Below are 17,111 nucleotides of genomic sequence, written 5' to 3'. Positions count from 1 at the left end.
CTCACTTGATGCCGGACCGCAGTCTGCGACTCCTTACGCTCCCCCCGCAGTCATCGCTGGGAGGGGAGCGCAGCGGCGTGCTTCTGCGGGAGCGCCCCACCTCACCGCCCGACGCTCACGCCCCCGATTCGACTCCGGGATCGAAGCCGGATTCGGCCCCCGATTCGGCTCCGGCCTCGGACGACAACCCGTTCGCACCGCCGCCGGAGGGCACGCCGGACCGGCCCTGGCAGCCGCGCCGTCACCCGACGGACGGTGAGACCGGCGAAGGCGGCCAGGGGTCCGACGCACCGAGCGGTGACGGTGGCAGAGCCCCCTGGGGCAGCCAGTGGAGCAACCAGCAGCCCGGCCGCTCCCCCGACGGCTTCGGCAATCGCCCGGGTGCCGGTCCCGAGAAACCGAACGGCGGCGGACAGGGTCCGGGCCTGCGCTGGGACCCGAAAGACCCCTCCCAGCGGCGCGCTCGGTATGCCCTCCTGAGCGGCATGTGGGCCTTCTTCTTCGCCCTGTTCAGCTGGCCCTACGTGGCACTGATGCTCGGTGCGCTGGCCCTGTACTGGGGCATCAGCGCCCTGCGCGCCAAGCCCCCCGCCGCCCCCGACCCGAACATCCCGGCGCACGCGCAGAGCGGCCGCCCGCAGCGGACCGCCGCGGTGAGCGGCCTGGTCACGGCGTCCCTGGCCATCGCCCTGGTCGCCGCCGGCTTCACCGTGAAGCTGGTCTACAACGACTACTACACCTGCACGAACGACGCCCTCACGAACGAGGCGGCGCAGTCCTGCGCCGACCTGCTGCCGAAGGAGCTGCGGGGGGTGCTGGGGGCGAACAGCTGACAGCGGCTTCTCAGCGTCAGAGTGCGTCGGGCGAGACCGGTGGTTCCGGCTCGGCGGACGCCTCCTTGAGCGCCGCCCAGCGTGCCTCCCGCGCCACGTCGTCGTCGTGCCACAGCGGGTGCGCGGCCTCTGTGGGCAGGAAGTCGTACGGCTCGAAGGTGCTGTCGTCGTCCATCGGCGCCTCCCAGGGCTTCGGTGCTTTCGAGGCCTTCGCCGCGTCCGAGAACTTCGCTGCGTTGGAGGCGTTCGAGGCGTTCGGTGCGTCGGAGGCCTTCGGTGCCTTCGGTACGCCCGCGGTCCCCGATCCCGGTACGCCCGCGGCCTCCGATTCCTCCACGCGCGGTTTCCCGATCGTCGCGCCGCGCTCCCGGCGCTCCCCGCCTCCATCCATGATCCCCGCCGGACGCTCCCGGCACCGCCACGCCCGCAGCGTCAGCGCGGTGGGAACCCCCAGCGCCGAGGTCCAGGCCAGGGCCGCCGGTCCCGTCTGCCACCACACCGGTCCGAAGCGGGCCAGCGCACCGACGCCGAGCGGTCCGCCCGCGAGTGCCGTGAGGACGGCGAGCAGGGCCGCGCACAGTGCGGCCGCCAGCCCGGCGGTCCCCGCGGTCCGGCCCCGCGACCAGGCCCGCGCCACCGGCCCGACGGCCGCGTCCGCGTCGCCCGCGCTTCCAGCGGCGACCCGCCCCACGAACCACCCCACCGTGAGCCCCGCCGCCACCGGTACCGCCACGGCCGCCCAGTTCAACGGCGTTCCCGGGCCCGGGTCCGGTACCGCCGCCAGCAGGGGGAACGGCGGAAGCAGGGGCGCCGGGGCGGACGCGAGCGGGGTCACGGCGTGGCCGACGCCGAGGGCGAAGCCGGGGCCGAGGGCGTACGACCCCGCCCACACCACCGCGTTAGGGACCAGGGCGAGGCAGAGCAGCAGGACCGCGAACCGGCCCGACCATCCCTGCGTGAGCTGGAGCAGCGACTCCCGGGCGGCCCCGGCGTGCCACGCCAGCGACGCGGCCAGCAGCAGCGCCCCGCCCCCGACGAGCACCGCCGTGCCCGCACCCGCGGCGCGCGCGGCCGTGCCGAGGCGGACCCGGGCGTCCGCGCCGACGACGAGCCGTCGTAGGCCCGCGGGCAGCAGGATCAGCGCGTTGGCCAGCTCCGCGCGCGGACGGCCGTACGCCGTCCACACCCCCGTGCCCGCCGCCACCGTCACGACCAGTGGCACCCACACGCCCGTCCACGCCCACGACGGACGCAGGCCGCCGCCCGTCATCTGGAACGCGGCGGCGGCGCCGACGGCGAGGTAGCCGAGGACGACGCCCGCGCAGGCCGTCCGTCCCGAGACGGGCGTCCGTCCCGGGGCAGACGTCCGTAGCGGGACGGCGATCCACGCCGGGGTGGCCGTCGGTTCGTCGTCCTCCTCGCCCCCGTCGGTCGCGTCCCGGGCCGCCCGGTGCACCAGCCAGAGCGGCAGCGCGAGGAGGAGGAGCGGGATCAGGCCGACGGGTGCGGGGACGCCGGTGAGCGTGTCGGTGCGGAGCAGTTCGACGCCGTGGGCCAGCAGCCACAGCGCCACGGCGACGTGCAGCGCGCCGCCGGGCCCGCTGTCGGGGTAGGGCGAGCTGATCCACAGCCCCATGACGAGGACGGTGAACGACCCGAGCCCCAGCCCGGCCGCGATCGCACCCCCCAGAAATCCGGCGGCCAGTCCGGGTGACCGGTCGCGCCACCGGGTGAGCAGGGACGAGAACGGCGGTCGGCGTGCGGGCATCTGGATCACGACCGTCATGCTCCCAACGACACGCGCTTTCTCGTCGCAACAGGCGAACATCCGAAGTGTCGCCCAATATACGTTTATGTACTTTTTCGTACGAAGGGGTGCCCGGTGACGCAGAGTCCTGCAACCAAGCTCCCCCCGCCGAAAGAGCGCCGACGCCTGCGCGAGGCAGGGTCGCTGACGCAGGCTCAGGCGGCGGCCCGGATGGGCGTCAGGCTCGAGACGCTGCGGGCGTGGGAGACCGGCCGTGCGGCACCGCAGGGCCGCCGGAGGCGGGAGGCGTACGCGCGCCTGCTGGCAGAGCTGGCGACCGGCGCCGCCGAGCCCCCCGTACGAACGGAAGCCCTCCCGGAGCCCGAGCCACGACCCGAGCCACCACCAGAACCGGGCCTCGCGCCGACCCCAGGAGGGCCGCCCCCCGCGCCGCCCCCCGCGCCGGTGCCCGAACCGGACGTTTCCGCATCGCCCCTGACCCCCGCTCAGGCCTTCGACGCCCTGTACGCCTTCTGCGCCCCCGCCCTGGTCCGGCAGGCCTATCTGCTCACCGGGCGGCGGGAACTCGCGCGCGAGTCGGTCGAGCGGGCCTTTCAACTCGCCTGGCAGCGCTGGCCGGAGGTGGCGGTCGACCGGGACCCGGCCGGCTGGGTACGGGCCACGGCGTATGAGTACGCCCTCTCCCCCTGGCACCGCTTCCGTCCGCGCTACCGGCACCCCGAGGCGCCGCCCGCCGACGCGTCCGACCGTGCGCTGATGGACGTACTCCTGCAGCTCCCGCCGCCGTACCGCCGCACGCTTCTGCTGTACGACGGTGTCGGCCTCGGCCTGCCGGAGACGGCGGCGGAGGCGGAGGCGAGCACGCCGGCGACCGCGAACCGGCTGCTGTACGCGCGCCAGGCGGTCGCCGCGCGGCTCCCGGAGCTGTCCGACCCCGCGGAACTGAACCGGCGGCTGGCCGAACTGGCCTCCACCGAGCGGCTGCGGGCCGCCAAGCCGCCGACGGTACGGACGGGCAGCGAACGCCGGGCCCGGTTCTGGACGCGGGCCGCCATCGCTTTCACGGTCGCGCTGATCGGGACGACCGCGCTGACCGCGCGGACGGCGCCCATGCGGTACGAGCCGCCGGTGGCGCCGGGCGAGACGGTGCGGGGAGTGCCCCCGCGGGTGGCACCGGGCTCCCTGTCGGAGGCGGACAAGGAGCTGCGGGAGCGGCTGCGGGAGGCGACGGTGAGCGGGCCGATGCGGCTGGTGCCGCAAGGACGCTGAGCACAGCGAGAAGGGCCCGCATCCTCATCGAGGATGCGGGCCCTTCTCGCTGTGCGGCGTGGTGCCTGGTTCAGCCGGTGAGGCGGTGCTCAGTGGCCGAGAATGGCGCGCGCCAGCTTCGCCGTCTCGGTCGGCGTCTTGCCGACCTTGACGCCGGCGGCCTCGAGGGCCTCCTTCTTGGCGGCGGCCGTACCGGAGGAGCCGGAGACGATGGCGCCGGCGTGGCCCATGGTCTTGCCCTCGGGCGCGGTGAAGCCGGCGACGTAACCGACGACCGGCTTGGTCACGTTCTTCGCGATGAAGTCCGCCGCACGCTCCTCGGCGTCGCCGCCGATCTCGCCGATCATGACGATCAGGTCGGTGTCGGGGTCGGCCTCGAACGCGGCGAGCGCGTCGATGTGCGTCGTACCGATGACCGGGTCGCCACCGATGCCGACGGCGGACGAGAAGCCGATGTCACGCAGCTCGTACATCATCTGGTAGGTCAGCGTGCCGGACTTCGAGACCAGGCCGATACGGCCCGGCTTCGTGATGTCGCCCGGGATGATGCCGGCGTTGGACTGGCCCGGGGTGATGAGACCGGGGCAGTTCGGGCCGATGATCCGCGTCTTGTTGCCCTTCGACACGGCGTACGCGTAGAACGCGGCCGAGTCGTGGACCGCGATGCCCTCGGTGATGACGACCGCGAGGGGGATCTCGGCGTCGATCGCCTCGACGACGGCGGCCTTGGAGAAGGCCGGCGGCACGAAGAGGACGGACACGTTCGCGCCCGTCTTCTCGATCGCCTCGGCGACCGTGCCGAAGACCGGGATCTCCGTGCCGTCGATGTCGACGGACGTGCCCGCCTTGCGGGGGTTCACGCCACCGACGATGTTGGTGCCGTCCGCGAGCATGAGCTTGGTGTGCTTCATGCCCGTGGCACCGGTCATGCCCTGGACGATGACCTTTGAGTCCTTGTTGAGGAAGATAGCCATGGCTGTGTCTGTCCCTCTTCCTTACTTCGCAGCCGCGAGCTCGGCGGCCTTGTCGGCCGCGCCGTCCATGGTGTCCACGCGCTGCACCAGCGGGTGGTTGGCGTCGGAGAGGATCTTGCGACCCAGCTCGGCGTTGTTGCCGTCGAGGCGCACGACGAGGGGCTTGGTGACTTCCTCGCCCTTGTCCTTGAGCAGCTGCAGCGCCTGCACGATGCCGTTGGCGACCTCGTCGCAGGCGGTGATGCCGCCGAAGACGTTGACGAAGACGGACTTGACGTCCGGGTCGCCGAGGATGATCTCCAGGCCGTTCGCCATGACCGCGGCGGAGGCGCCGCCGCCGATGTCGAGGAAGTTGGCGGGCTTGACGCCGCCGTGGGCCTCACCGGCGTACGCGACGACGTCGAGGGTGCTCATGACGAGACCCGCGCCGTTGCCGATGATGCCGACCTCACCGTCGAGCTTGACGTAGTTGAGGTTCTTCTCCTTGGCGGCGGCCTCGAGCGGGTTGGCCGCGTCCTTGTCGGCGAGAGCCTCGTGCTCCGGCTGACGGAACTCGGCGTTCTCGTCGAGGGAGACCTTGCCGTCCAGGGCGATGACGTCACCGGAGGCGACCTTCGCCAGCGGGTTGACCTCGACGAGGAGGGCGTCCTCCTTGATGAAGGTGTCCCACAGCTTGACGAGGACGTTCACGATCTTGTCGGCGACCTCGGCCGGGAACTTGGCGGCCGCGACGATCTCGCGGGCCTTCTCCTCGGTCACACCCTCGTTGGCGTCGATCGGCGTCTTGGCGACGGCGTCGGGGCGGTTGGCCGCCACCTCCTCGATCTCCATGCCGCCCTCGACGGAGGCGATGGAGAGGAAGGTGCGGTTGGTGCGGTCCAGGAGGAAGGAGACGTAGTACTCCTCCAGGATCTCCGGGGCCGTCTCGGCGAGCATCACCTTGTGGACCGTGTGGCCCTTGATGTCCATGCCGAGAATGTCCGTCGCACGGGCGACGGCCTCGTCCGGGGTGGCGGCGAGCTTCACGCCACCGGCCTTGCCACGGCCGCCGACCTTCACCTGGGCCTTGACGACGGACTTGCCACCAAGACGCTCAGTGGCTGCGCGGGCCGCCTCAGGCGTGTCGATGACTTCACCGGCCAGCACCGGTACATCGTGCTTGGCGAAGAGGTCCCTCGCCTGGTACTCGAACAGGTCCACGCGCTTCCGTCCCTATCAGTGATCTCGCGGTTCGTTGTCTGCGTGGGCGTGCCGCGAGGGCAACGTGACGTCCGCCGTCTGTCAGTCACAAGGGAGGCGCACACGGTGTCCGAGCGCGCGGCATGTCCGTCTCGCAGGTTATCCCTGCTTGCCGGAGGCCTCTAAATCGCGGGTCACACCTGAGCGGTGATACCTGTCACATGATGCCGTGCTCACCGGCACGGGGTGCCGTGTGTGAGGGCCTCACCGGGCTGGGGTTGACCCGGTGAGGCCCCTTGAACAGCCCCCTGAGGGGCGCAGGGCGGATGATCCCCACCCCAATGGAGACCATCCCTCCCCGTCCATGAGGTTCCGGCCGGACGGACCGACGGCTTTCGGCCGTCCGGGTCCTGCGGCCTCATGGAGTCAGGTGGCCGGCAGTCGGCCGGACCGTCGTACGACCGGACTCAGACGCCGTACGTGCTGCCGCGGTGCAGGTTCTGTGCGGCATGCGTGTGCTGTGCGGCGTGCGTCTCCTGTCCGTCCCGGAGGTTCCGCGCGGCCGTGTTCTGTACGTCCCGCAGGTAACCCGGGGTGACCGACCGGGCGACGCCCTCGGCGCCGGTGACGGCGTGGCCCGTGAGCGGGCCGGCGGTGGCCCGGACGGTCCCGGTCAGGTCCTCCGCGAACGGGGCGACCTGGCCTGCGACGCCGTACGCGAACGGGGCGACCTCGCCGGCGACGCCGTACGCGAAGGGCTGGACGTCCTGTGTGACGCCGTGGCCCAGCGTGGTGGCGCTGCCGCCGACGCCCTGCACGACGGGCCGCACGGTCTCCACGACGGTGTCGACGACCGGCTGCACGGCACCGGTGACCCCCTGCGCGAACGGCGGCACCTGGCCGACGACGCCGTAGCCCAGCTCGCTCGCGTGCCCGGTCACGTCGTGCGCGAGCGGCGGTACGTCACCGGCGACGCCGTACGCGAAGGACTGGACGTCCTGCGTGACGCCGTACGGCACCGCGGTCGCGTCCGTGACGGCCTGCCCGGCGACGGGCAGCACGCCGTGCACGGCCGTGTGCGCGACCGGCGGCAGTACGGCGTCCGTGGTGCCGTCGGCGACCTGGCCGACGAGGCCGGTGGCGTAGGGCGGCACGTCCGTGGCGACGCCGTTCACGACCCACTGGGCATCGCCGACCGTGGCTGCGGCGTACTGAGGCACGTCGGAGACGACCCCGCCGACGACCGGCCGCACGCCCCGCACCACACCCGCGGCGACCGGCTGCACGCCCCGAACGGCGCCGCCTGCGACGGGCTGGACGTCGGCCACCACCCCGTACGCCAGTGCGGTCGCGGCGTCGACCGTGTGCCCGGCGGTCTGCTCGACCCCGGCCGCGGCGCCACCCACGACCGGAGTCACGCCGTTCACCGTGTCGCCGACGACGGGGGGCACGCCGTCCACCGTGTCGGTGACGACCGGATGCACGCCGTCGACCGCGTGACCGGCGACGGGTACGACACCCGCGACAGCGTGCTCCGCACTCGGCACGACACCTGCCACCGCCTGCCCTGCGACCGGCAGGACCCCGCCGACGGCAGCGCTCGCCACGGGCGGGACGACCGCTGCCGCCGTCTGCTCAACGACCGGGGTGACCGTGCCGGGGATGCCCCTGACCGTGCCGGTGAGGTGGCTCGGGACGGAGGAGACGGTGGCCTCGGCGGCGCCCGTCACGGCGGTGGTCCGGCCCTGGACGGTGCCGGCCGCACCCGCGCCCCGGGTCTCGACGCCCACGACGGTGGTCCGCGCCGCGTCGGTCACGCCCGCCGCCGTGCGGTCCGCCCCGGCGACGGTGTGCCGCGCCTTCGTCCGTACGACGCCCTCGACGCCCTGCGACCTCGTCCGGGCTGCGGCCAGCGCCTGCTCCAGCTCGGGAGCGAAGGCGGTGAGGGGGCCGAAGAGGTAGTCGATCTCGCTCTGAGGTTCGGCGGTGATGGTCGCCGTGGCCGTGGCCGTGGCGGCCTGCGCCGCGCGGGCCGCCTGCGCGCCCTGGATGGCCGCAGTGCCCCTCACCTGGGACACCTTCGGAGCGGTGACTTTCGCGTCGACGTACCGGCGGGCCTGGTCCACGGCATCGGTGGACGCGGTGTTCGTGGCCGTGCCGGCGGCCGTGGCACCGGAGACGGTGTCCTGCACGCCGGGGACGACACCGTCGACCGTGCGGGTGACGCTGACGGTGTCGGTGACCGTGCCGAGGGTGTCAGTGAGGCCTGTCGTCGCGTCGGTCGTCGCGTCGGCGGTGGCGTCTGTGGTGGCGTCCGGCGCGGAGAGGGCGGACGCGGGCAGTTCGTCGGCGCTCGCCACGGCGGAGCCGAGCGCCCACGCGCCGGTGACACCGGCGGCTATGACGATGGAACGGCGGATGTTCTTGTTCATGCGTACGTCAGATCCTTAGATCCTCGGGAGTTCCGAAGCACCTGGGGAGAGCTCCTTCGAAGGGCTCTCAGGGCTCTCAGGGCCTCGGGACTTGGGCAGGCTTGGGGACAAGTTGGGCGCCGTCTCCGGCCGCGGTCCGGGAGTCTCCATGGGGGACAAGTCCCTGAGGGACCGCGGAATTCGGTGAGGCTCCGGGGGCTCCATCCGGAGACCGGAGAGGCGTCCGGACGGTCGGGCAGACCTGTTCCGCCCCCGCGCGGCAGGTCTACAGCGGGGAGAAGGCCTGCCCTAGCCGGGGAATACGGGGATGTCCCGGTGCCTGTCCCGGGTACCGTCCGCCGCGGCGCGCGCGGCGACGCCGGCCACGAGTCGCAGCGGTGTCCGGTTGTCGCCGGTGACGGCATGCGCGTCACCGTGCCGCGGCGTGCCGTTGTCGACCGCCGACTTGCCGCTCAGCACGCCGCCCGCGTCACCGGGGGGCGTGTGACGCTCGGGGCCCTGCCCGGCGGGCTCGGCCGGATGCGCGGACCTGTGCGCCACCTCGCCGGTCACGACGCCACCGGCTGCGAACCGAGGTCCGTACGTCAGGGGCGTTGCCGTCGCCGCGGCAGTACGCCCCTCCGGCCCCTGCTCCCTCACCGCCGGCGGTACGACCGATGTGCCCGACCCCGGCGCGGCGGTGACAGGCGCCGGCAAAGCCTGCCCAGGTTGCGCGGGCGAACCGGGCAGGCCTGGCAGTCCGGGAAGACCGGGAAGACCGGGCAGTTCGGAGTCGTCCGGCGGGCTCGGCAGCGCAGGCAGCGACGGGGACGCGGGGAACGACGGCAGCTGCGCCTCCGCCTCGGCCAGCCCCGCAACTACGGTGCCCACGGTGCCCACGAGGCGACCGACCGGCTCCGTGACGCGAGCTTCCACGCTCCGGGCGACGTGACGGACCGCCGGCCGGACGACGTGATCGTCGGTAGCGGGCGCACCTTTAGTCACCGCCCGCGCGCCTCGCGAATCCTCGGCGGAGGTCGTGTCGGAGACGGAGGCCCTAGGACTCGAACCGACGGAGGTCGTCGGCATCGCGGAGGTCGTCGGCGTCACGGAACCCGTGGACGTCGCCGACGGCACCCCGTCCGCCGCATGCGCCTGCGTCTGCGCCCCGCAGAGGAACCCGAGCGCGAGCAACCCGCCCACCAGCACGGCCACTTGCAGCGCACGCCGTCCGGCCGCCGTACGCATCACGCGCAGGGCGGCACCGGAAAGAACGGCTGACAAGGGCAAGAGGGGGAGGTTCCTCCCGTGCGGAACAAGCGGAGCGCAGCGCACCGCTGACGGGCGCGTTGATCCTCGCACGGCACTCCCGAGGTTGCGCAAGCCCCCCGTTACCGATGCGTAGTCATGTCCGGTTTGCCGACCCGAGTCGTCCGGCAATGCAGGTCAATGGGTCGACAAATCGCCGACGAGCCACCACGCCTCCGGCCCCTCACGCACTCTCCGGTATCGGCAACGGCCGCTTCTCGATCGCCGCCGCCATCACCTCCGGAAAGAGGTCCGGCGTACAGGCGAAGGCCGGTGCGCCCAGCCCGGCGAGCGCGGCCGCGTGCTCCCGGTCGTACGCGGGCGCCCCCTCGTCCGACAGGGCCAGCAACGTCACGAACTGCACTCCCGACGCCTTCATCGCCGCGACCCGCTTGAGCATCTCGTTCCGTATGCCGCCTTCGTAGAGGTCGCTGATCAGTACGACCACCGTCTCCGCGGGCCGCGTGATCTGTGACTGGCAGTAGGCCAGCGCCCGGTTGATGTCGGTGCCGCCGCCGAGCTGGGTGCCGAAGAGGACGTCGACCGGGTCGTCGAGCTGGTCGGTGAGGTCGACGACCGCCGTGTCGAAGACGACGAGCCGCGTGCTGATCGACCGCATGGACGCCAACACCGCCCCGAACACCGACGCGTAGACGACGGACGCCGCCATCGACCCCGACTGGTCGATGCAGAGGATGGCTTCCTTCTTCACGGACTGGGACGCCCGCCCGTACCCGATGAGCCGCTCCGGCACGATCGTCCGGTACTCCGGCAGGTAGTGCTTGAGGTTGGCCGCGATCGTGCGGTTCCAGTCGATGTCGTGGTGGCGGGGCCGGTTGATCCGGGCACTGCGGTCGAGCGCGCCGGTGAGGGTGGCGCGGGTGCGGCTGGCCAGTCGCTTCTCCAGGTCCTCGACGACCTTGCGCACGACCGCCCGTGCCGTCTCCTTCGTGGTCTCCGGCATGGCCTTGTTGAGGGAGAGGAGCGTGCCGACGAGGTGCACGTCGGCCTCCACCGCCTCCAGCATCTCCGGTTCCAGCAGCAGCGCGGACAGCCCGAGCCGGTCGATGGCGTCGCGCTGCATGATCTGTACGACGGAGGAGGGGAAATAGGTCCGGATGTCGCCGAGCCAGCGCGCCACGGCCGGCGCCGACGCCCCGAGTCCCGCCGAACGGTCCCGCCCCGCCTGCCCCTTGTCCGCCTTGCCGTAGAGCGCGGCCAGCGCCCCGTCCATCGCGGCGTCCTGCCCGGACAGCGCGCATCCGGTGCCGTCGGCCGCGTCGCCCCCGAGGACGAGCCGCCAGCGCCGCAGCCGCTCCTGCGCCGGGTCGATCAGCTCCGCCGTCATCCCGCCGCTCCTCCGCGCTCGCAGGTCACCCGTTCTTCCACCGGCCCGTTCGTCATCAGCGCACCCCCACACGAACCCACACGAAGCCGGTCCCAGAGCGGAACCACCCGCACGGTCGTCGTCGGTCCGTCCGCCGCCCCGCACTCGTGCCCGGCCCGGACCGTCGCCACCGACATGACGGCTACGGCCAGGACCTCGCCCGGCTTCATCGACTCGCTCAGCCGGTCGGCCGTCACGTTCGCCGCAACGGTCACAGCCGTCGTGCTCGCCGCGTCAGCCGAAGCCGTCACAGCCTTCGTGCTCGCCGCGTCGGCCGAAGCCGTCACAGCCTTCGTGCTCGCCGCGTCGGCCGAAGCCGTTATGACCTTCTGGCTCGCCATGGCCGTCATGGCCGTCATGGTCGTCATCACGCCACCCCCACAAGGTCGTTGTCGTCGGCGCTCGCCGCCTCGCCGTCCAGTCCGAGAAGCAGTCGCACCACCGGCAGCACCGCGTCCGCACGCTCGCTGTCGAGGTCGGCCCCGAAGCCGGGTGTCCCGGACCCGGCCGGTGCGCCGCTTCCCCGCTGCCCCGGCCCGCGTCGGACCAACTCGCCCAGGGTCCGACGCACCCCCGGCTCGTACGCCGAGAAGGTCCGCCGCAGCAGAGGCAGCACGTCCGTGAACGCCTCCGCCGGCACGCCCGTCAGCCACGCGTCGACCAGCCCGAGCAGCCGCTCGTCGTGCACGAGCAGCATCCCGCCTCCGGAGCCCCCGCCGACGAAGCCCTCGATCCATGCGGCCGCGTCCCCCGGCGGAGTGCCCGGCGACAGCACCAGCCCCATGAGCCGAGCCGCGTCGCCCTGCGCCAACTCCCCTTCGTCCAGCAGCAGCCGCACGGCCCGCCCACGGACGACGCCGGGCACGGTGTCCCGCCCGGACAACACCCGCAGCACGCCGTACCAGCGCTCACGCAGATCGCCGTGGGTGGCCTCGGAGGCCTCGCCCAGCAATCCCACCGCCCCGTGCACCGCGTCGACATGACGCCGCATCTCCTCGGCCGCGTCGGCGTCGAGTGCGGCACAGGCAGGGGGCAGCCCGACGAAGATCCGTTCGGCGAGGCCCGCGGCGACCTCCGTCAGGGCGCCGGTGTCCGTGCCGCGTACGTCGCCGTAGCGAAGGGAGCGGACCAGGGCCGGCAGGGCCTGGGCGAGGTGGCCGACGTCCGTGTCCAGCGCCGCACGGTCGGCGAGGATCCGCATCACCACCGGCAGCGCGTGAGGCAGTTCGGCCAGCAGGCAGCGCTCGGCGAGGGCGGTGACGTCGGCGAGGGCCTGTGCGGAGACGGCGTCCGCCTCGGCCTTGGCCGTCGCGGCGCCGAGCACGGTCGTGCCCCACACCCCGGCCTCCGCGACCCGCACGGACAGCTCCGGCTCCCAGCGCAGCCGCCACGTCTCCCGGAACGTGCCCGTACTCCCGCGCGAGGTCACCGGCTCGCCCCATCCCACGCCCAGCAGCCGCAGCCGGTGCAGCAGCCTGCTGCGCCCGGCGTCGGTGTCCTTGCGCAGGTCGAGCTCCAACTCCCGCTCCAGCGCCTCCGGTTTGAGCCGCAGCCGGCGCTGGATCCGGTCGAGGTCCCGCTGCAACGGCACCGCGGGCGCCGCCTGCGGCACCTCCCCCAGCACGTCTCCCACGACCAGCCGGTCGTGCACCAGCGCCAGCGGCACGTCCGAGCCCTCGCACATCACCGCCCGCACGGCGTCGGTCGTCTCACTGAGCCCCGGCAGCGGACGCCCGCGCATCGCGGCGAGCGTCTCCGCCAGCCGGACCGCCTCGATGACATGCGCCGAGGACACGAGCCGGTCCTCGCCCCGCAGCAGGCCCGCCACCTTGGTCAGCCACCGCTCGACCGGCCGGTCCGGCGCGCCGAACAGATGTCCGTACCACCCCGGCGAGTCGATGCCCGCGCCGTACCCGCTGTGACGCGACAACCGGCGATACGTCCACGGCACCCACGTCATCGCCGCCTTGACCTTGGGCAGTCCCTTGAGCAGCGCACGGTCGGCGGCGACGGCGCTCTTGTGCCGCAACGCGGGCACGTGCCAGGCCCCGCACACCACGGCAACACCGTCCCCGAACTCCCGCTGCGCCGAGCGCACCTGGAGCCGCATGTACGCCTCGCGCACGAGATCCCGGTCGTGCCCCCCGCTCCCGTACGTCTCCCGCAGCGCCCCCATGGCCTCTTCGAGCGCGACGAAGGGTGCAAGGGCGTCCCCTTCGCCCGCCCCCCGGTGCTCGACGACGTCCTCCCACCAACGCTCCGGATCGTCGTAACCGGCAGCCTCGGCAAGCACCCCGAGCGGATCGACCCGGACATCGGCAGCGCCACCGACACCGACCTCGTCACGTCGGTCGCTGTCGGCCTGACTACCGCCCCCGCCCGCGGGTTCACCGCCCGCCTCGGTCGCGGGCACGCTGCCTCTTCCTCCGCCCGCAGCCTCGCTGTCTTCCCCGGCCCCGGCTCCGGGCTCGCCGGAAGCCCCGTCCGAGGGTCCGCCGTCACCTGTGGGGTGCTGCGCCCCTGCCCCGGGCTCGTCGTCCCTCCCCCACGCCAAGGTGTGCGTGGCCGGGAGGTCGATGAAACGGGCCGGGACGTCGTGTTCCAAGGCCCAGCGGATCGCGACCCACTCCGGTGAGAACTCGGCCAGCGGCCAGAACGCCGAGCGGCCGGGCTCGTCCACGGCGTGGGCGAGGAGCGCGACCGGCGGCCGCATGTCCTCGTCTGCGGCGAGCGGGATGAGGGCGTCTGCCTCGGGCGGCCCCTCGATCAGCACGACCTTCGGCCGGGCCGCGGCCAGCGCCGCCCGCACGGCCCGCGCGGAGCCGGGCCCGTGATGCCGCACCCCGAGCAGCAGTAGCCTCGCCCCGGGCCCCCGGCTCCCGGACTCCCTGGTCCCGGACCCCTCAGTGCCTGTCACACCGTCCCCCTCGCCTCCGAGTCCACCGCGAATCGTCGTCAAGCAGCCCGACGCCCCCACGACACCCCGCCCCCGACCCACCGCAGCCGCCGCCCCCACGTCGGCTCCAGGCCCCGCCGAGCACCACCGCCGTACGGCCGCCCCCGCTCCGACCGAGCGCCATCACCGGACGACCTCGGCCGCCCGCACCGAGCACCACCGCCATACGGCCGCCCCCGCCTGCTCCGAGCCGCATACGACCGCCCCCGCCTGCTCCGAGCCCCACCGCCCGACGGCCACCCGCCAGCACGGCGCAAGCCGCCCCCAAACGGCCACGCACACTCCCGAGGTGCACCGCCTCCATACGGGCACCCACCGTCCCGGCGGGGATCACCCCCGCACGCCCCTCCACCGTCGGACTTCCGCCTCGGCGCCCCCTCCCGGCGCCGTTCACGCGCTCACCTCCCGGCAGGCCCGGTAGAAGTCCTTCCAGCCGTCGCGCTCGCGGACGACCGCCTCCAGGTACTCCTGCCAGATGACCCGGTCGGCTGCCGGATCGCGGACGACGGCGCCGAGGATGCCCGCGGCGACGTCGCCGGCCCGCAGGACGCCGTCACCGAAGTGGGCAGCGAGTGCGAGGCCGTTGGTGACCACGGAGATCGCCTCGGCCGTCGAGAGCGTGCCGCTGGGCGACTTCAGCTTCGTACGGCCGTCGGAGGTGACGCCGTCGCGCAGCTCGCGGAAGACGGTCACGACGCGGCGGATCTCGTCGATGCCGTCGGGCGCGGCGGGCAGGTCGAGGGAGCGGCCGAGCTGGTCGACGCGGCGCGAGACGATGTCGACCTCGGCCTCGACGCTCTCCGGCAGCGGCAGCACGACCGTGTTGAAGCGGCGGCGCAGGGCGCTGGACAGCTCGTTGACCCCGCGGTCGCGATCGTTGGCGGTCGCGATGACGTTGAAGCCGCGGACCGCCTGCACCTCCTGGCCCAGTTCCGGTATCGGCAGCGTCTTCTCCGACAGGATCGTGATGAGCGTGTCCTGCACGTCGGCCGGGATCCGGGTCAGTTCCTCGACCCGGGCCGTCATCCCCTCCGCCATGGCCCGCATGACCGGGCTGGGGACCAGGGCGTCGCGGCTCGGGCCGTGCGCGAGCAACTGCGCGTAGTTCCAGCCGTACCGGATCGCCTCCTCCGGGGTGCCCGCCGTGCCCTGCACCAGCAGGGTCGAGTCGCCGCTGACCGCGGCGGCCAGGTGCTCGGACACCCAGGTCTTGGCGGTGCCCGGCACGCCGAGCAGGAGCAGGGCGCGGTCGGTGGCGAGGGTGGTGACGGCGACCTCGACGAGCCGGCGCGGGCCCACGTACTTCGGGGTGATCACCGTGCCGTCGGGCAGCGTGCCGCCGAGCAGGTAGGTGGCGACGGCCCACGGCGACAGCTTCCAGCGGGCCGGGCGCGGTCGGTCGTCCTGCGCGGCGAGTGCGGCGAGTTCGCCGGCGAAGGCGTCCTCGGCGTGCGGCCGCAACGCGACAGTGGGCTCCCCGTCGGGTACTTCGACAGACATCGGTTCCACGGACACAGACATGGCTGAGGCCCCCTCCAGCTCGGCCGGTTCGGATCTGGTACCAACCGTGCACCACACCACTGACAATGCGATCTGACCTGCGAAAACGTGCTCGCGGAGGTGTTCGCCGGATCGATTGTCAGTGGTGGGATCTACCTTCGATGTCATGACTCAGCAGGGGGTGCGCTGGAGTGCGGATCAGGTGCTGGCACTGGCGCCTGACGCCGCATCGCGCAAAGCGGGAAGCAAACTCGGTGCGGCCGGGCCGTGGTCCGAGGCGGGGAGTGGTGACGAGGGGACGGTGTGGGGGCTGTGCAAGGGCAGTGGCAGCAAGCCGTATCAGACGGTCGTCGACATCGCGGACGCGTCGGGCCCGGCGTACAAGTGCAGTTGTCCGAGCCGCAAGTTCCCGTGCAAGCACGCGCTCGGACTGCTGCTGCTCTGGGCGGGCGGGGACGGCGTGGTGCCGTCCGCGCAGCCACCGGACTGGGCCGGGGAATGGATAGAGGGGAGAAGGCAGCGCGCGACGGAGAAACGGGCTGCGGGCGCGGCCGGTTCCTCGTCCGGCTCCGGTGATCCGGAGGCCGCACGACGCAGGGCGGAGCGCAGGGCCGAGCGGATCACCGCGGGTGCCACGGAGCTGGAGCAGCGGCTGGCGGACCTGTTGCGCGGCGGCCTCGCGGGCGCGGAGCAGGCGGGGTACGGGCTCTGGGAGGAGACGGCTGCCCGCATGGTCGACGCCCAGGCCTCCGGACTGGCCGCGCGGGTGCGAGAGTTGGGGGCGATTCCGTCGTCCGGTCCCGGCTGGCCGGTGCGGCTGCTGGAGGAATGCGCTCTCCTCCACCTCCTCGACCAGGGCTGGCTGCACCGGGAGCGTCTGCCCGACGGCCTGGCGGCGACGGTCCGTTCACGCATCGGCCTGTCAGCCTCGGCGGACGGCCCACCGGTGCGGGACCGGTGGCTGGTTCTCGCCCAGTACGACACGGCGGACGCGCGCCTGACAACGCGCCGGATATGGCTGTACGGCGCCGAGTCGTCCCGCACGGCACTGCTTCTCTCTTACGGCGCCGCCGGTCGCGCGCCCGAACTGGCGCTGCCGGTCGGCCTGGCCCTGGATGCGGAGGTCTCCGCCTATCCGGGCGCCGGGCAGCAGCGGGCGGCGCTCGGCGAGCAGTTCGCCCCGCCCGCTCCCGCGGCGACCCGGCCGCCGGGAGTGACACCGGCTCAGGCGGCCGACCGCTATGGCGAGGCCCTTCGGGACGACCCGTGGCTGGACTCCGTCCCGGTGACGCTGGACCGGGTCGTCCCGACGCCGGACGGTGATTCCTGGCAGCTGGCGGACGCCGATGGGGACGAGGCGTTGCCGCTCACCCCCGCGGCCCGCTCCCGTCCGGGCCTGTGGCGCCTCGTCGCCCTCTCGGGCGGGGCACCCGTGAAGGTCTTCGGCGAATGCGGCCACCGGGGCTTCACCCCGCTGACGGCGTGGCCGGAGGGGCTGGGCGAGGCGGTGCCCCTGTGCTGAGCCG

At 73.2% G+C, this 17,111-nt stretch carries 13 protein-coding genes; 4 read left to right on the top strand and 9 right to left on the bottom strand.

The genetic code is table 11. The features are described from left to right. The first annotated feature begins 8 nt into the window (after positions 1-8). Entirely contained in the window at positions 9-833 is an 825-nt protein-coding gene (locus ACZ5XS_RS00485; RefSeq protein ID WP_468646949.1) for a hypothetical protein, read from the top strand. 16 nt (positions 834-849) lie between these two features. On the opposite strand, the gene ACZ5XS_RS00480 is transcribed toward ACZ5XS_RS00485, so the two are convergent. Next, entirely contained in the window at positions 850-2,619 is a 1,770-nt protein-coding gene (locus ACZ5XS_RS00480; protein ID WP_468646947.1) for a cell division protein PerM, read from the bottom strand. A gap of 96 nt (positions 2,620-2,715) precedes the next feature. Between ACZ5XS_RS00480 and ACZ5XS_RS00475 the strand changes: the two genes are divergently transcribed. Further along, positions 2,716-3,870 carry a helix-turn-helix domain-containing protein gene (locus ACZ5XS_RS00475; protein ID WP_468646945.1) on the top strand — a complete coding sequence of 385 codons (1,155 nt, stop codon included), beginning with the start codon at positions 2,716-2,718 and terminating at the stop codon, positions 3,868-3,870. Positions 3,871-3,959: 89 nt separating this feature from the next. Here the strand turns inward: ACZ5XS_RS00475 and sucD are convergent, their stop codons facing one another. The 4 genes from sucD to ACZ5XS_RS00455 all read right to left on the bottom strand — a co-directional run bounded on the left by sucD (position 3,960) and on the right by ACZ5XS_RS00455 (position 9,325). Beyond that, a complete protein-coding gene (gene sucD, locus ACZ5XS_RS00470) occupies positions 3,960-4,844 on the bottom strand; it encodes a succinate--CoA ligase subunit alpha (protein WP_217235135.1) in 885 nt (294 codons plus the stop codon). A 21-nt stretch (positions 4,845-4,865) separates the two neighbouring features. Beyond that, entirely contained in the window at positions 4,866-6,044 is a 1,179-nt protein-coding gene (gene sucC / locus ACZ5XS_RS00465) for an ADP-forming succinate--CoA ligase subunit beta (RefSeq protein WP_468646943.1), read from the bottom strand. 446 nt (positions 6,045-6,490) lie between these two features. Next, positions 6,491-8,455, bottom strand: coding sequence for a hypothetical protein (locus tag ACZ5XS_RS00460; protein ID WP_468646941.1), 1,965 nt, complete (start codon positions 8,453-8,455; stop codon positions 6,491-6,493). A 288-nt stretch (positions 8,456-8,743) separates the two neighbouring features. Beyond that, the gene (locus ACZ5XS_RS00455) at positions 8,744-9,325 is read right to left on the bottom strand and encodes a hypothetical protein (RefSeq protein ID WP_468646939.1); all 582 of its coding nucleotides are present in this window, start codon (positions 9,323-9,325) and stop codon (positions 8,744-8,746) included. Positions 9,326-9,583: 258 nt separating this feature from the next. Between ACZ5XS_RS00455 and ACZ5XS_RS00450 the strand changes: the two genes are divergently transcribed. Next, positions 9,584-9,715: a hypothetical protein gene (locus tag ACZ5XS_RS00450; RefSeq protein ID WP_468646937.1), complete on the top strand. Its 132-nt coding sequence runs from the start codon at positions 9,584-9,586 to the stop codon at positions 9,713-9,715. Between the two features lie 211 nt (positions 9,716-9,926). Here ACZ5XS_RS00450 and ACZ5XS_RS00445 read toward each other — a convergent pair whose 3' ends face one another. From ACZ5XS_RS00445 to ACZ5XS_RS00430, 4 genes are all read right to left on the bottom strand, one after another. After that, the gene (locus ACZ5XS_RS00445) at positions 9,927-11,090 is read right to left on the bottom strand and encodes a VWA domain-containing protein (protein ID WP_468646936.1); all 1,164 of its coding nucleotides are present in this window, start codon (positions 11,088-11,090) and stop codon (positions 9,927-9,929) included. Further along, positions 11,087-11,497 (bottom strand): hypothetical protein, encoded by a 411-nt coding sequence (locus tag ACZ5XS_RS00440; protein WP_468646934.1) that lies wholly within the window; start codon positions 11,495-11,497, stop codon positions 11,087-11,089. The genes ACZ5XS_RS00445 and ACZ5XS_RS00440 overlap by 4 nt, the downstream gene beginning before the upstream one ends. Further along, complete coding sequence (locus ACZ5XS_RS00435) at positions 11,497-14,046, bottom strand: DUF5682 family protein (RefSeq protein WP_468646932.1); 2,550 nt, start codon at positions 14,044-14,046, stop codon at positions 11,497-11,499. The genes ACZ5XS_RS00440 and ACZ5XS_RS00435 overlap by 1 nt, the downstream gene beginning before the upstream one ends. Positions 14,047-14,475: 429 nt before the next feature. Next, entirely contained in the window at positions 14,476-15,606 is a 1,131-nt protein-coding gene (locus ACZ5XS_RS00430) for an ATP-binding protein (RefSeq protein WP_468646930.1), read from the bottom strand. A gap of 145 nt (positions 15,607-15,751) precedes the next feature. Here ACZ5XS_RS00430 and ACZ5XS_RS00425 point away from each other — a divergent pair, with 145 nt between their 5' ends. Then, positions 15,752-17,107, top strand: coding sequence for an SWIM zinc finger family protein (locus ACZ5XS_RS00425; RefSeq protein WP_468646929.1), 1,356 nt, complete (start codon positions 15,752-15,754; stop codon positions 17,105-17,107). Positions 17,108-17,111 lie beyond the last annotated feature (4 nt).

This window comes from Streptomyces sp. NPDC033131 (assembly GCF_055578365.1).
The sequence above is the reverse complement of the archived record's forward strand: the minus strand, read 5'-3'. Positions and strand labels throughout refer to the sequence as shown.